Source organism: Flavobacterium sp. UBA2787 (assembly GCA_002352205.1).
In the GTDB taxonomy this organism is placed as follows: Bacteria; Bacteroidota; Bacteroidia; order Flavobacteriales; family Flavobacteriaceae; genus Flavobacterium.
In genome coordinates this window covers 159,797-172,996 of the sequence record DEHZ01000005.1, presented here as the reverse complement: position 1 = coordinate 172,996, position 13,200 = coordinate 159,797, and the positions used below count along the sequence as shown (strand labels likewise).

Annotated in this window: 18 protein-coding genes; 6 read left to right on the top strand and 12 right to left on the bottom strand. The window is 36.2% G+C overall.

Annotated elements, in window-relative coordinates; translation table 11 throughout:
• Window positions 1-80 precede the first annotated feature (80 nt).
• From B4N66_RS04815 to B4N66_RS04770, 10 genes are all read right to left on the bottom strand, one after another.
• On the bottom strand, window positions 81-1,637 hold the full coding sequence (locus B4N66_RS04815) for a T9SS type A sorting domain-containing protein (protein WP_291092753.1): 1,557 nt from the start codon (window positions 1,635-1,637) through the stop codon (window positions 81-83).
• Window positions 1,638-1,785: 148 nt separating this feature from the next.
• A complete protein-coding gene (locus B4N66_RS04810; RefSeq protein WP_248436489.1) occupies window positions 1,786-2,232 on the bottom strand; it encodes an SRPBCC domain-containing protein in 447 nt (148 codons plus the stop codon).
• Window positions 2,233-2,330: 98 nt separating this feature from the next.
• Window positions 2,331-2,753, bottom strand: a complete 423-nt coding sequence (locus B4N66_RS04805) for an SRPBCC family protein (RefSeq protein ID WP_291092751.1) — start codon at window positions 2,751-2,753, stop codon at window positions 2,331-2,333.
• 8 nt (window positions 2,754-2,761) lie between these two features.
• Window positions 2,762-3,154 carry a DUF1801 domain-containing protein gene (locus B4N66_RS04800; RefSeq protein WP_291092750.1) on the bottom strand — a complete coding sequence of 131 codons (393 nt, stop codon included), beginning with the start codon at window positions 3,152-3,154 and terminating at the stop codon, window positions 2,762-2,764.
• Between the two features lie 30 nt (window positions 3,155-3,184).
• Window positions 3,185-3,625 (bottom strand): SRPBCC domain-containing protein, encoded by a 441-nt coding sequence (locus B4N66_RS04795; RefSeq protein WP_291092748.1) that lies wholly within the window; start codon window positions 3,623-3,625, stop codon window positions 3,185-3,187.
• Between the two features lie 4 nt (window positions 3,626-3,629).
• Window positions 3,630-3,977, bottom strand: a complete 348-nt coding sequence (locus tag B4N66_RS04790) for a nuclear transport factor 2 family protein (RefSeq protein WP_291092747.1) — start codon at window positions 3,975-3,977, stop codon at window positions 3,630-3,632.
• Window positions 3,978-4,400: a VOC family protein gene (locus B4N66_RS04785; protein ID WP_291092746.1), complete on the bottom strand. Its 423-nt coding sequence runs from the start codon at window positions 4,398-4,400 to the stop codon at window positions 3,978-3,980.
• Between the two features lie 170 nt (window positions 4,401-4,570).
• A complete protein-coding gene (locus B4N66_RS04780) occupies window positions 4,571-4,942 on the bottom strand; it encodes a DoxX family protein (RefSeq protein ID WP_291092745.1) in 372 nt (123 codons plus the stop codon).
• A gap of 13 nt (window positions 4,943-4,955) precedes the next feature.
• A complete protein-coding gene (locus B4N66_RS04775) occupies window positions 4,956-5,345 on the bottom strand; it encodes a VOC family protein (RefSeq protein ID WP_248436485.1) in 390 nt (129 codons plus the stop codon).
• Between the two features lie 79 nt (window positions 5,346-5,424).
• A complete protein-coding gene (locus tag B4N66_RS04770; protein WP_291092744.1) occupies window positions 5,425-5,997 on the bottom strand; it encodes a Crp/Fnr family transcriptional regulator in 573 nt (190 codons plus the stop codon).
• Window positions 5,998-6,208: 211 nt separating this feature from the next.
• Here B4N66_RS04770 and B4N66_RS04765 point away from each other — a divergent pair, with 211 nt between their 5' ends.
• A complete protein-coding gene (locus tag B4N66_RS04765; protein WP_291092742.1) occupies window positions 6,209-6,448 on the top strand; it encodes a hypothetical protein in 240 nt (79 codons plus the stop codon).
• 112 nt (window positions 6,449-6,560) lie between these two features.
• Window positions 6,561-7,901 carry an ammonium transporter gene (locus B4N66_RS04760; RefSeq protein ID WP_291092741.1) on the top strand — a complete coding sequence of 447 codons (1,341 nt, stop codon included), beginning with the start codon at window positions 6,561-6,563 and terminating at the stop codon, window positions 7,899-7,901.
• Window positions 7,902-7,988: 87 nt separating this feature from the next.
• Here B4N66_RS04760 and B4N66_RS04755 read toward each other — a convergent pair whose 3' ends face one another.
• Window positions 7,989-8,729, bottom strand: coding sequence for a lysophospholipid acyltransferase family protein (locus tag B4N66_RS04755; protein ID WP_291092740.1), 741 nt, complete (start codon window positions 8,727-8,729; stop codon window positions 7,989-7,991).
• Window positions 8,730-8,864: 135 nt separating this feature from the next.
• On the opposite strand from B4N66_RS04755, the gene trpS reads away from it, so the two are divergent.
• Together trpS and B4N66_RS04745 are read left to right on the top strand one after the other, a co-directional pair.
• The gene (gene trpS / locus B4N66_RS04750) at window positions 8,865-9,836 is read left to right on the top strand and encodes a tryptophan--tRNA ligase (protein ID WP_291092738.1); all 972 of its coding nucleotides are present in this window, start codon (window positions 8,865-8,867) and stop codon (window positions 9,834-9,836) included.
• A 1-nt stretch (window position 9,837) separates the two neighbouring features.
• The gene (locus tag B4N66_RS04745; protein ID WP_291092736.1) at window positions 9,838-10,269 is read left to right on the top strand and encodes a hypothetical protein; all 432 of its coding nucleotides are present in this window, start codon (window positions 9,838-9,840) and stop codon (window positions 10,267-10,269) included.
• Here the strand turns inward: B4N66_RS04745 and dprA are convergent, their stop codons facing one another.
• A complete protein-coding gene (gene dprA, locus B4N66_RS04740; protein ID WP_291092734.1) occupies window positions 10,270-11,373 on the bottom strand; it encodes a DNA-processing protein DprA in 1,104 nt (367 codons plus the stop codon).
• Window positions 11,374-11,588: 215 nt separating this feature from the next.
• On the opposite strand from dprA, the gene B4N66_RS04735 reads away from it, so the two are divergent.
• Together B4N66_RS04735 and B4N66_RS04730 are read left to right on the top strand one after the other, a co-directional pair.
• The gene (locus B4N66_RS04735; protein ID WP_291092732.1) at window positions 11,589-12,542 is read left to right on the top strand and encodes an SPOR domain-containing protein; all 954 of its coding nucleotides are present in this window, start codon (window positions 11,589-11,591) and stop codon (window positions 12,540-12,542) included.
• A gap of 108 nt (window positions 12,543-12,650) precedes the next feature.
• A complete protein-coding gene (locus B4N66_RS04730; RefSeq protein WP_248436476.1) occupies window positions 12,651-13,160 on the top strand; it encodes an acyl-CoA thioesterase in 510 nt (169 codons plus the stop codon).
• The last annotated feature ends 40 nt before the right edge of the window (window positions 13,161-13,200 follow it).

Sequence of the window (13,200 nt, the reverse complement as noted above, 5' to 3'; positions counted from 1 at the left end):
GATAGTGCATGAGTAGTGTATGAAAAACATTATGTCAAATAGACCCAATTGACACATTGCCACATTACCCAATTGCCACATTACCTCACCACCTTCACCCTCTCAACCCCATCTTCCATCACAACCTCCACCACATACACACCAGTAGCCACCCCACTAAAATCAAGTTGGTCTCCATTTTGAGGAAGTTGCATCCGTTGGCCATTCAACGAATAAACCGTTAGATTCACAATCGTTTCAGAGGTTTGCACCGTGAGTAAGTTCGTCACCGGATTGGGGTAAACTACAATAGTATTCTTTTCCGGTTGCGGTAACGACAAGGTTACGGGAGAAATTCTAGCCAAAAAAGGAGAAAGTCCAAACTCGTCGTTGTTGGAGTGGTTATACCAACCAAGCGAGGCGTTTCCTTGAAGCATTCCGGTTAGGTAAATATCTCCGTTTACATCTGTGGTGACACTGTTGGCAGAATCAATTGCTTCTCCGCCTGCTGTAAACGCAAAAAGGAGAAGTCCGTTATCTAAGTAATGAAGCAAAACAGCTTCGTGGTTGTTAAAAGTGGTTGTATTAGTGGTGACTTGATCATTCCACTGGGTTATTCCGCCGGAAATAGTGCCCGAAAGATAAATTCCTCCTACACCATCTACCGCTAAAAAGTTCTTTTTACCTAATTCCACCGAACCGTTACCCGGAACTTCTCTTACCCACAAATAGTCACCATTTGCATTTAATTTGGCTAGAAAAAAATCAATTCCGCCGGCAGAAGGGCCTTCTGTCGTAAATCCATCCAATTGTAGCGGAATAAATGTTTCTGCTGCCCAATAAACGCTATCTGTTCCCATCACTTTTACCATGGAGGAAGAGCACGTAATGTCTTCGGCATATTTAATCCATTGAAAAACACCTGCCGGCGAATATTTCACCAAATAAACACTATAATCAAAACTGGTCGGTTGCTCTATTCCGGCATAAATTGAACCTATATTAGCACACGATCCCGATGCATAAATATTTCCGGCACTATCCACTGCTAATGACGTTAAACGATTTACATTTTCTTGTGTAATTAACAGCAACGGATCACCGTTCGGACTTAGTTTCTCAATATAGCAATAAAAAAAATTGTCATAACCTAAATAAATATTGCCTAACGCATCCACCTCAATCGCCTTAAATGTATTTACAATTGCTTCAGGTGTAGACAACACTTTGTGCCAAAGCAATTCTCCCGAAGGGTTTACTTTGAGTAGAATGTTTTGTGGCAATTCGGTTGTATTTGGAATGGAAAAACCTTCGTAAATCAGTTCATCTAAATGCTCAATTGCCATTAGAATATTTCCTTCCGCATCATTCGTTAGCTGATGCATCACGGCAGTTGCGGTAATGGTTTTAGAAAACAAGAGTTCGCCTGATTGCGAGTATTTTTGGTAGAATAAATTCCCGAACATTTCGGTGTACGGAACCGGATTGTCTTTAAACCCTGCAAAATAAACATTCGCCATTGGGTCTGTGGTTGAAATATATCCGGAGGTAGAAAAATTATTAACTGTGGAGGAAGGAGTTTTTACCCATTCTACCGTCTGTGCGTTGACTGAAAAAAAAGTTAAAATCAAAAAATGCGGAAGTAGTTTTTTTATCATTGGTTTACAGCTGGTTAGGTTATAAAGGTAAGATGAAAAAATGATAAAAAGGTTGCTTTGGGAAGGGAAAAATTTTTGGGTGAGGGCTGAGGGGCTGAGTTGCTGAGAAATTCGCAAAACTTCTCAGTAACTCAGTAACTCAGCCTCTTTACTCACTAAGTTTTTTTAAAATGTTCAAAGCTTTTGGCCACGTTTCATTAAAATAATCTACATAATCTTCTTTCGTATCCATTTCAACGGACACAGTCGTTATGCCATTGTTTTCAGAAAAAGAATAATTTTCTAATGCATCGCCCCAACCTTCGACTTCGGGCCCATCGAGGATTTCTTTGTCGCCATCCAAGATACCTAAATGGTGAATGGAGATAAATTGATTTGGGATGTTTTCGGCAATTCGGGAAACCATACCGCCTTTTTTTCCATCTTCACCAAATCCGATGAAATAAATTTTATCGCCTTTGTTCCAACTACCTTCATACGTTGACCCTGGATTGAATGCGTCAGTCCATTGCTCATACGTAGGTTTGGCAATCATGGTGGTATACACTTTTGCTGCCGGAGCTTTAATTTCTGTTGAATAGTTTAGTTTTTTCATTTCGTTTTTGATTTATTAAGTCGTTACACTCCTTGGTTTTTTGCCACGGATTAAACGGATTTATACTTTTACTGTTTTGAAGTTAGGTTTTGTTAAAGTTAACTTTTATTTCCCTCAACATAACTTTTGAAATTATTTAAAATCGCTTGCCAACCTGCTTTTTGCATGTCAACCGGGTTTTGATTTTCTGCTTCAAAAACGGTGATAACGTTGGTTGTGTTGCCTGTTTTTTCAAATAATGTCGTCACTTTTCGTCCATCTTCTAAGGTATAAACCAATTTTTCATTTGGAATTACCTCCTCGTACACCGCTTTAAAATCGAAACCAAAACTGCCGTCTTTGGCTTCCATTCGGGAAAAATAGGTTCCGCCCACAATTGGGTTGTTTTCTGCTTTTGGACAATGCCAATCCTCGGAAGCAAAATTCCAATTGACAATGTGTTTTGGGTTGGTATAATGATCCCAAACGATTTCAGGTGATTGAGTTACTGCAACATCAATCGTGATTTGTATTGCTTTCATCTTTCTGTTTATTTTAGACGTTCCAAAACCCCTTTCCTTTTAATTAAATTCTTATAATCCCACTGAATTGTTTCTGACTTTTGAAGCCACCGTTTCACATCATCTGAATTAATTTCTGAAACCGAATTATAAAAAATGGATGCATCTTTGAATTTCACTCCTCTGGCTTTCAACTCTTCTTCTTCAAAATCGGCACCACTCCAAAACATCAATCGGATGCCGGCTTTTTGTTTGCTGAAACCCACAATCGGATTTCCATCGATAAACCAAACAGGATGAGCATGCCAGATTTTTCTTTCGGTAAATGACAAATGAGCATCAATTAATTCTGCGAGCTGTTGGCCAATGGCTTGGTCGGTTTCGGTGGGAAGTTGGGCGATGTAATGTTTGATAGATTCCATGTTAGATTGTTCGATTGTTCGATTGTTTGATTATTGGATTTTTAGAAAGTCGAAAGCTCCTTTTCTTAAATTAATATCATATTCTGAAAAAGCTTTCAAACACGCTAAAAAATTAGCCCAGCCTTCGGTGTTTCCGCCAAACCATTTGATGCCTTTTTCGGTGTTTTCTTTACCGTCTTCGGTTACGTGAACTAAAGTACTTTTATCTTTTTGTTCGGTTAATTGAATGGTTACCACCGTTTCGGGATCCCAAACAAATGCTATTTTACTATTCGGAATAACTTCGGTAACAGTTAATGGGCATTTTTCTTCAAATTCAGGGAATGTCCAAATGAGTTCTGCGTTTTCTTCCATTCTTCCGGAACTGCTTCCGATAAAATAATTGATCATTTTATCCGGATTAACGATGTTTTCGAAAACCGTTTCAATGGGTTTCTGAATTTGAATTTTAGCTTGGATGATGAGTTTCATGTTTTTATTTTTTTGTAATGCAATACGATGTAATTCTTTGCAATTGATTTTCTTCATTAAATTCGTATAAGTCACAAGCCCAAACAAACGTTTTCGGTTTTTGATTGATGTGAAACGCCGCTGTTCCGTTGATGGCAACTTTATTTCCGTCTACAAGACAATTGATTGTTTCAAAATGGGTGGTTAACGAATTGAAATAGGCTTTCACTTGCAAACACTGCTGCATCACGGCTTCTTTTCCGAGAAATTCACTTTCACCCACCACTTGCCAAACAATATCGTTGTCAAGATACGGAAAAATGGATTGAAATTCTCCATTTGAAAAGGCTTGTGCTAGACTTTTTATGTTCATTTATGCTGGTCGAGTGGTGAAATTAATCATCCAACATACGCCAAATTTATCAACAAAAGAACCAAAATAATCACCCCAAAACATGTCGTCCATTGGCATTTCTACTTTTCCGCCGGCAGATAATCCGTTGAACAAGCGGTCGGCTTCTTCACGACTATCTGGTGTAATGGAAATATAGTTGTTATTACCAACTTTGAGCACGTGTCCGGCACTTGGCAAGCAATCGGAAGCCATCAAATGTTGTCCTTTCCCGATGGGAAGTGCTACGTGCATGGCTCTGTTTTTTTCGTTTTCGGGTAAATTTTCTGTTCCGGGAGCTTCACTCATTTTAGAAAGAAATAATTCTCCACCAAAAACGGTTTGATAAAATCGGAAAGCTTCTTCGGCATTTCCGTCGAAATTTAGATAGGGATTTAACAGCATGATTATATATTTTGTTTATACTTTTTTTGCCACATAGAAACATAGGATTAGAAAAATGAAAAGACGATTCTCTTATTATAGTAAATCATAGCTATGCGAACCAAGAATTGGTCTATGAAACCTTCTTTTACTATGTATCTATGTGGTTTACTATTGAAAAATAAAGTGATTTAAATAACAATTCCTTTTATCTTCTCTTTATTTTCATAAAATACCCAAAGATTGATGAGGAAAAAAACGCCTGCAATTGCTAAGCCCGAAGGCATATAAACGGCATTATGAAGCATGATTCCCACCATCACCGGAAAAATCATTAAAGCTCCCAAAAAACGTGTTTTTGGGAAAATGAATAATAGTCCTGCAAGAAGTTCCACAGCTCCTACGAGTGGCATTAACCATGTGATTGTCATGAAGGCTTCGCCTGCTTTCACTACTTCGGGTTCCAACGGTGGAACGGGCATGTAGTGTAAAAATTTGTCTAAACCGGCATTGATAAACATCAATCCGAATAACGTGAATAAAACTAATTTTACTATTTTCATGGTAAACAATTGATTATTGCATGGAATACAATCCGAACGTATTGTTTTCAGAATCAATACACAAACTGATAAAACCGTGTTCGCCAATTGACATTTTAGGACAGTGCACTGTTCCACCTGCTTTTTCAACACGACTTTCTTCTACACTACAATCTTCACAAGGAAAATAAACAATAGTGGAAGTGTTCGCAGGATTATTGGTTCGGGCTTCTTTCATTTGGACCAAAGCACCACTGACTCCTTGGTTTTCAGAAGAAGAAAAGCAGGACATTTTAAAATCTTCGCTACCATCCGGAGAGTCCATATCATGAAAAGATGTTCCCAAAACCGATGCATAGAATTTTTTTGCACGTTCAAGATTATCCACATAAATCTCAAACCAACAGATTACATTTGTATTCATTATTTATTTGTTTAAAAGGTTGAATAACAAATATAAGAAGTAACTTTTAGAAGAAACTTGCCTTATGACAAGAAAAAAACTAGCTAATTTCTTTTCGGATTCTGCTGAAGGAAGTATCGGTTATTCCCAAATAACTGGCGATATATTTTAAAGGTGATTGCAAAACTACTTCCGGTTTCTCTTTAATTAATTGTAAATAGCGGTCTTTGGCAGAAATGGTGACCATTTCCACCGACCGTTGTTTAAAATGAAAGAGTCGGTTGGTCATCCAAAGTCGTCCCCATTCTGAAAAACCGGGAATGGAATGATACAGTTCTTGAAAAATAGCAAAATCAAGCATCCAACATTCGCAATCTGTTAGAGCATGAATGGTTTCCTGACTCGGAATACGTTGAAACAGGGACAAAACTTCTATTACAATTTCATGTTTTGAATAAAAGTCGGTCGTAATATCATTTCCAATATAATCAAGGGCGAATGACCGCATCAAACCCTTTTCGATTAACAAATATCCTTGGGAAATTTCACCTTTTTTAAGAATAACATCTCCTTTTTTAAACGTTACTTTATAGTGTGATTTAATTAATCTGTCGAGTTCTTCCTGATTGATGAGTGGGTGTTTGTAGACTTGCGATAAAAGTTGTTTGTTCATGATTTTATTGGAAAAGATACAAGCGAATTTAATTAAAAAATGAATGGAAAATTTCGTTACTCATCTAATTAACAAATCTATTGATTTCATCTCTCAAATTAAACCATTCAAAATCAAAACATGAGAATAATGTAACACTTCTGTTAAATTGTATAAAGCATTTTTACAAAAAACAACTTAATTTTATAATTGGACTTAAAAATATACTATTATGGAAACATTTCAATTTTTAGAAGATTATCCTGCCGCTTGGTGGTTTGTATTAGCCGTTATTTTAGTGGTAATATTTGGCATCTTATTTTGGATTTTCACGGTAGATAATACCATTCCGTCCGAGAAAAAAAGTACTCCATTTTTTACCCGTTTTTTCAGACGGTCTTTTCGCAGAAAATCATATCCTGATCATCGTCAAGACATAGATAATGAAAATTCCGGCAGTAGGTTTAAGTAAACTAAAATTATTATTTTTTATATTTTTAAACAAATACCTTAATTTTTTAAGGGTATAAGTTTTATTATTTAACTTTTTTATTATTTTTACCCCTATAAAAATAGGGTTAGTTATGAAAATAGAAAAACGTTGGATAATTTCTTTTGTCTTAATCAGCATCGCTGCCATTAGTGGATTGTTTTGGGAAAGTACTCCCGCCGCCACTGAATCAGCCATTTTTAATTCAGCCGATACAATTGTCACAGCCGATGTGGCTTGGCTGCTCACTTCCTCATGCTTAGTTTTATTGATGACACCCGGTCTTTCATTTTTTTATGGCGGCATGGTGGGCAAAAAAAATGTGATTTCCACCATGTTACAAAGTTTCATCTGTTTAGGTGTAGTTTCCCTACTATGGGTAATTGTGGGATTTAGTTTGGCTTTTGGCGATTCATACGGTTTTACAATTAACGGAACACATTACGGCCTAATCGGAAATCCGTTTCAATTCGCATTTATGGATCAAGTAGGTGTTTTACCTCATGCAAAAATGGCTTCTACCATTCCATTCATCCTTTTTGCTTTGTTTCAAATGAAATTTGCCGTGATTACTCCGGCCATTATCACCGGTTCTTTTGCGGAGAGAGTTAGGTTTATTTCCTATTTATTATTCATTTGTTTATTCACTTTATTCATTTATACTCCACTTTGTCACATGGTTTGGCATCCGAGTGGCTTATTAGGCAGCTATTTTGGTGTGAAAGATTTTGCGGGCGGAACCGTAGTTCACATGAGTGCAGGTTTTGCCGCATTGGCCGGTGTTTTAGTATTAGGAAAACGAAAAAACAGCGATCATATCCCAACCAACATTCCGTTTGTGTTACTTGGAACCGGAATGCTTTGGTTTGGCTGGTTCGGATTTAATGCCGGTTCTGCTTTGGCAGCCAACGCAACAGCGGCGATGGCTTTTGCAACCACAACAGTAGCTTCGGCATCGGCTATGCTGACTTGGATTTTCTTTGACCGATTAAATGGTAGAAAAGTTTCAGCCATGGGAGCTTGTATTGGTGCTGTTGTTGGGTTGGTTGCGATTACACCTGCTGCCGGATTTGTAACTATTCCGCAAAGTATCTTTTTTGGATTTATTGCCGCAATCGTTTCCAACAAAATGTTGTATTGGAAAAGACTCAAATCAGTTGATGACACCTTAGATGTTTTTGCTTGTCATGGTGTAGGTGGAATTATGGGAATGATTTTAACCGCTATATTTGCACAAGGTGAAAATGCGAGTTTGCTTCACGGTGGCTGGGGTGTTTTTAGTCACCATATGATTGCGTTAGTTTTAGTAGCTGCGTTTACTTTCTTTGGATCTATGTTACTTTATAAAGTCACCAATTTTATTATACCGCTTCGTGTTTCGGAAGAATCTGAATTAATTGGTTTAGATTTGTCGCAACATGATGAGAAGTTTTAATACCGAAAAAATGGATAATTAATTTATCATATAAGTCATATAAGTTTAAACATTTTTCAAACTTATATGACTTATATGGTTAAAAATTTAATTGTTTTCTTTGGTTAATTCTTTGTAAATCACATCCCATGCTTTATCGCGGATGGCTTTTTTGTCATCCACAGTAAATCCGGCAGTGGGAATAAATTCGTGGACTTTGGCTCGCATCAAGCCCGGACTTCCACTGAAAAAAGTATAGGAAAATCGCTTTTTATTGTCGTAAAACGTAATTGGAACAATCGGTATTTGATGTTCAATCGCCAATCGGAACGCACCATCTTTAAAATCGGCCAACACAATTGATTCATCATCCGGCACTAATCCTTCCGGAAATATACAGATACTTAACCCTTGATTTAATCTTTTTTGGGCTCTTTCAAAAACGGCCAATCTACTTTTCGGACTATCTCGATCAACTAAAATACAAGTTCGTTTATAGAAAAATCCAAATAACGGAATTTTAGAAAGTTCCTTTTTTCCAACAAAAACAAAAGGATTTTTGGCAATAACGAGCATCAGCATAATATCCGTCATCGAAGTGTGGTTGGCAATCAACATGTAACTTTCGCCTTTTTTAAACTTCTGTTCGCGTTCAATTTTAGTGTAAAAACCCATCCCAAACAAAATCCCTCTGGACCAAAGTTGTGCTAATCTGAAAAAGAGCGGATACCATTCTTCTTTCAAAATAGAAATAATTAATAATGGAAAAAGTATAATGATGATCGAACCCATCAGGATATAAAACCATACCCGCCAAAGAATCCAAAAAAGTAGTTTAAAAATTTTCATGAAGCCAAATGTAAGGAAAGGATTGGGATTTTAAAATCATAAAGTTAACTTTGTAAACTAATTTAAAAAAAAGAATAATTAAGGTTGCAAACTTTCACAACTTTGCGAACTTTGTATCTTTCGAAAAAGTATACTATGTCAAAAATATTAACCGGAATTCAAGCCACCGGAACACCCCATTTAGGAAATTTATTAGGAGCGATTTTGCCTGCGATTGAAATGGCAAACAAACCGGAAAACGAATCATTTTTGTTTATTGCCGATTTGCACTCCGTGACACAAATTAAAGACGGCGAAAGCCTTCGTGAAAACACCTACAGTGTGGCGGCTACTTGGCTTGCTTGCGGATTAGACATCACTAAAGTAATTTTTTACCGTCAAAGCGATGTGCCTCAAACGGCAGAATTGTCGTGGTATTTGAGTTGTTTCTTTCCGTTTCAACGATTGACATTAGCTCATTCATTTAAAGACAAAGCCGATCATTTGGAAGATGTGAACGCAGGTCTTTTTTCGTATCCGATGTTGATGGCTGCCGATATTTTGTTGTATGATGCCGAAGTAGTTCCGGTAGGAAAAGACCAATTGCAACATTTGGAAATTACAAGAGATGTTGCATCTCGATTTAATCATCAAATGGGCGAAACGTTTGTGCTTCCCGAAGCAAAAATCCAGGAAGAAACCATGTATATTCCGGGAACTGACGGAAATAAAATGAGTAAATCCAGAGGAAACATTATCAATATCTTTTTGGATGACAAGGCTTTACGCAAACAAATTATGTCGATTGAAACCGATAGTAAACCGCTTGAAGAACCTAAAGATCCGAAAACTTGCAAGGTTTTTGCTATTTATAAATTAGTTGCTTCCGCAGAAGAAGTTCAGCAAATGACAGCGAATTATTTGGCCGGAAATTATGGCTACGGTCATGCTAAACAAGCGTTGTTTGAATTGGTTTTGGAGCGTTTTAAAACAGAAAGAGAAAAATATCATTATTATATGACAAACTTAGCGGAAGTGGATAAAGCTTTAGCGGAAGGAGCCACCAAAGCAGGAAAAATTGCCGATGGTGTTTTGAAGCGTGTGCGTAACAAATTAGGATTTTTATAAGATGAAGAAGTATATAACGGTTTTTGTTCTCTTATTTTTCGCATTCGGATTTAGTCAGAAGCAAGAACCAGTGTATATTTTATTCAACCAAAATGAAACGGCTACTTGTCAATTTCCAGTCAGAAGAATAGCTCCGGTTAAAAAAATTAAACTGGATTATTCGCAAAAAAGGCATCGAAAAATCAACATCACTCGGTTTATTTTGTGTAGAAATATTTTTGTTTTTGAATTCAAAAAAAATCATTTTGAAACGGTGGATGGTTCGGCCGTAGCTAATTATAAAATGATTACGTTAGACGAAATGATTTCCAAAGAAGAAGAATCGGAATTTAAAAAAGATATCAACCAACTTTTTCCTAAAATTTACATTATCGAAGCCATCGAAAACGGGCAATATGCCAAATATGAAGTGGTTTGGGAAAAATTGCAATAATCAAATCGCTTCAAACAATTTTCCGGGCAACGGACGAACGACTCCTTTTAGTTCCATGTTCAACAAAATTCCGGATATTTTAAAGATTGGAAAATCACATTCCAATGCGATTATATCCATCAATTCCTTTCCTTTTTTCAAAAGGTAATCATAGACTTTTTGCTCTTCTTCATCCAACGAAACAAACAATTGTTTTTGAACAGATTTGGTGGGTTTTGAATCCAATTCCCAATTTAAAATATAAATCAAATCGGCTGCCGAAGTGAGCAAATGAGCCCGTTGGGTTTTAATCAAATTATTACAACCCAAACTATATTTGTCTGTTGTTCTTCCCGGAACAGCAAACACATCGCGGTTATAATCGCTTGCCATCGTTGCAGTAATGAGTGAACCTCCTCTGTCTGCACTTTCAATCACAATCGTAGCTTCAGAAATTCCGGCAACAATGCGGTTTCGCTTGACAAAATTTTCTTTGTCGGGATTAGAAGAACTCCAAAATTCGGTTAAAAAACCGCCGTTTTTCTCCATCTTGGAAATAAACTTTTTGTGCGTTTTGGGATAAATTTGATTTAAACCGTGAGCCAACACACCAATTGTTTGCAAGTCATTCTCCATTGCTGTTTGGTGAGCTATAATATCCACTCCATAGGCAAAACCGCTAATGATTACAGGATTTAACGGTGATAAATCTTCGATTAGTTTTTTGCAAAAGTCAATTCCGTAACTCGTGATTTGTCTAGTTCCAACAATACTAATTGTTCGTTTGGATTTTAAATCAATCTCACCAGAAGAAAATACAACCGTTGGTCCATCGATGCATTGTTTTAATCTTTCAGGATAATCTTCATCTAAAAAAGAACAAAAATCAATATTTTCATTATCAATAAATTTAATTTCTTCTTCGGCTAATTTAAAAACAGATGTATCTTTCAGTTTTATAATCAAAACTTCGCCAACTCCATCAATAGAAGCTAATTTATTTTTTTTAGATTGAAAAACCTTTTCTGCTGAGCCGCAGTGGTTGATGAGTTTTTTGGCAACAATGTCACCCACTCCTTCTACTTGTAGTAACGCAAGCGTATAAAATAATTCAGATTTTGTCATGGCGTATAATTGAATTTCAAAGAAACATCTTTTTTATATTTCTTAAAAATTTTTGACAAAAAAATTACTCAAAAAATGCTTTTGCTACCATTTGTGAAACTATGTAAGAAATCTAATTCAATGAGCCCGAAATAGTTATCATTTTGACTGAAATTGTTAATAAAATTTGTGGATAAAATTTTGATTCGGCGGTTGAATATTTTTTCTTTGTTGCTATGAGAATTGAGCAATATATATCCCAATTATTATATAGATACCAGTGTGTTACGGTTCCTGGTTTTGGTGCGTTTTTAACTGAAAACCGTTCGGCAAGTCTTTCTGAAGACACGAACACGTTTTATCCCCCAAAGAAAGTTATTTCTTTTAATTTTCATTTAAAGAATAATGACGGTCTTTTGGCTAATCATATCGCTCTTGCTGAGAAAATTGAGTATGAAAAAGCGATTTCTTTGATTGAAGAAGAAGTAACTTCTTGGAAATATACCATTCAAAAAAGTGAATCTATTTTACTTAAAAACATTGGAAAACTTTCTTTAAATAGTGAAAGTAGTTTGGTTTTTGAACCGGCAGACAGTTTGAATTATTCTACGCATTCTTTTGGTCTTACCTCTTTTGTTTCTCCACAAATTAAACGTGAAACATTTAAAAAAGAAGTGGAACAATTAGAAGAAAAGGCTCCAATTCAATTTACACCTGAAAAAAGAAGCAAATCTAATTCTTGGATGAAATATGCGGCCATTTTTGCGATTGGTTTCGGAATGACCGGTTATTTTGGCAATCAATGGTATGAAAAGAAGATTGCGACTGAAACATTATTAGTTGAAAAAAATGTTCAACAAAAAGTAGAGGATAAAATTCAACAAGCGACTTTTTTTATCGAAAGTCCGATTCCTTCTGTTACTATGAATGTGGAAGAAGAGAACAATAATTCTTTTAATTATCATATTGTAGCCGGAGCTTTTAAAGAAGTAAGAAATGCAGAAAGAGCCTTGCAATCATTAAAAGATTTAGGTTATAATGCTAAAAAAATTGCTCCAAACAAATACGGTTTACATCCTGTTCTTTACGGTAGTTATCCTTCGATTGAAGAAGCTCAAACTGCATTACAATCCATTAAACAATCGCACAACAAAGATGCTTGGATGCTTGTTTTATCATTAGAAAAATAAACCCTTTGCCCATACAATCTTGATTAAAGCTTCTCATGGAGGCTTTTTTTATTTGCTCTAACGCCAAAAGAATCGGTGTTGTTTTTCTACCTTTGCAAAAAAATAAAAATGCAAGTAAGATATCCTTCCGATTCTTTAACTACGTTAACCGACGTTGTTTTGCCTGGTGAAACCAATCCGTTGAACAATCTTTTTGGTGGTGAATTATTAGCCAGAATGGACAGAGCGGCCAGTATTTCTGCCAGACGACATTCCAGACGAATTTGTGTAACGGCTTCTGTGAATCACGTTGCTTTTAACAAAGCCATTCCGTTAGGAAGTGTTGTTACGGTTGAATCTAAAGTTTCCAGAGCGTTTAACACCTCGATGGAAATTTATATTGATGTTTGGATTGAAGACCGTGAATCGGGAAATAAAACCAAAGCAAACGAAGCAATTTACACGTTTGTTGCGGTAGATGAAACCGGAAATCCCATTCCGGTTCCACAAATTGAACCACAAACGGAATTGGAAAAGCAACGATTTGATGCAGCCTTACGGAGAAAACAATTAAGTTTAGTATTAGCCGGAAAAATGAAACCGCATGATGCAACGGAATTAAAAGCGTTGTTTGTTTAAATAAAAAAGCCTGAAAGTTTTAATTTTCAGGCTTTAATTA

Bases quoted from the DNA above. Each gene is read 5' to 3' on its own strand.
- B4N66_RS04735 (WP_291092732.1), top strand. From the start codon at position 11,589: ATGAGAATTGAGCAATATATATCCCAATTATTATATAGATACCAGTGT.
- B4N66_RS04795 (WP_291092748.1), bottom strand. From the start codon at position 3,625: ATGAAACTCATCATCCAAGCTAAAATTCAAATTCAGAAACCCATTGAA.
- B4N66_RS04810 (WP_248436489.1), bottom strand. From the start codon at position 2,232: ATGAAAAAACTAAACTATTCAACAGAAATTAAAGCTCCGGCAGCAAAA.
- B4N66_RS04805 (WP_291092751.1), bottom strand. From the start codon at position 2,753: ATGAAAGCAATACAAATCACGATTGATGTTGCAGTAACTCAATCACCT.
- B4N66_RS04815 (WP_291092753.1), bottom strand. From the start codon at position 1,637: ATGATAAAAAAACTACTTCCGCATTTTTTGATTTTAACTTTTTTTTCA.
- B4N66_RS04780 (WP_291092745.1), bottom strand. From the start codon at position 4,942: ATGAAAATAGTAAAATTAGTTTTATTCACGTTATTCGGATTGATGTTT.
- B4N66_RS04760 (WP_291092741.1), top strand. From the start codon at position 6,561: ATGAAAATAGAAAAACGTTGGATAATTTCTTTTGTCTTAATCAGCATC.
- B4N66_RS04730 (WP_248436476.1), top strand. From the start codon at position 12,651: ATGCAAGTAAGATATCCTTCCGATTCTTTAACTACGTTAACCGACGTT.
- B4N66_RS04755 (WP_291092740.1), bottom strand. From the start codon at position 8,729: ATGAAAATTTTTAAACTACTTTTTTGGATTCTTTGGCGGGTATGGTTT.
- trpS (WP_291092738.1), top strand. From the start codon at position 8,865: ATGTCAAAAATATTAACCGGAATTCAAGCCACCGGAACACCCCATTTA.
- B4N66_RS04790 (WP_291092747.1), bottom strand. From the start codon at position 3,977: ATGAACATAAAAAGTCTAGCACAAGCCTTTTCAAATGGAGAATTTCAA.
- B4N66_RS04800 (WP_291092750.1), bottom strand. From the start codon at position 3,154: ATGGAATCTATCAAACATTACATCGCCCAACTTCCCACCGAAACCGAC.
- B4N66_RS04785 (WP_291092746.1), bottom strand. From the start codon at position 4,400: ATGCTGTTAAATCCCTATCTAAATTTCGACGGAAATGCCGAAGAAGCT.
- B4N66_RS04745 (WP_291092736.1), top strand. From the start codon at position 9,838: ATGAAGAAGTATATAACGGTTTTTGTTCTCTTATTTTTCGCATTCGGA.
- B4N66_RS04775 (WP_248436485.1), bottom strand. From the start codon at position 5,345: ATGAATACAAATGTAATCTGTTGGTTTGAGATTTATGTGGATAATCTT.
- B4N66_RS04765 (WP_291092742.1), top strand. From the start codon at position 6,209: ATGGAAACATTTCAATTTTTAGAAGATTATCCTGCCGCTTGGTGGTTT.
- dprA (WP_291092734.1), bottom strand. From the start codon at position 11,373: ATGACAAAATCTGAATTATTTTATACGCTTGCGTTACTACAAGTAGAA.
- B4N66_RS04770 (WP_291092744.1), bottom strand. From the start codon at position 5,997: ATGAACAAACAACTTTTATCGCAAGTCTACAAACACCCACTCATCAAT.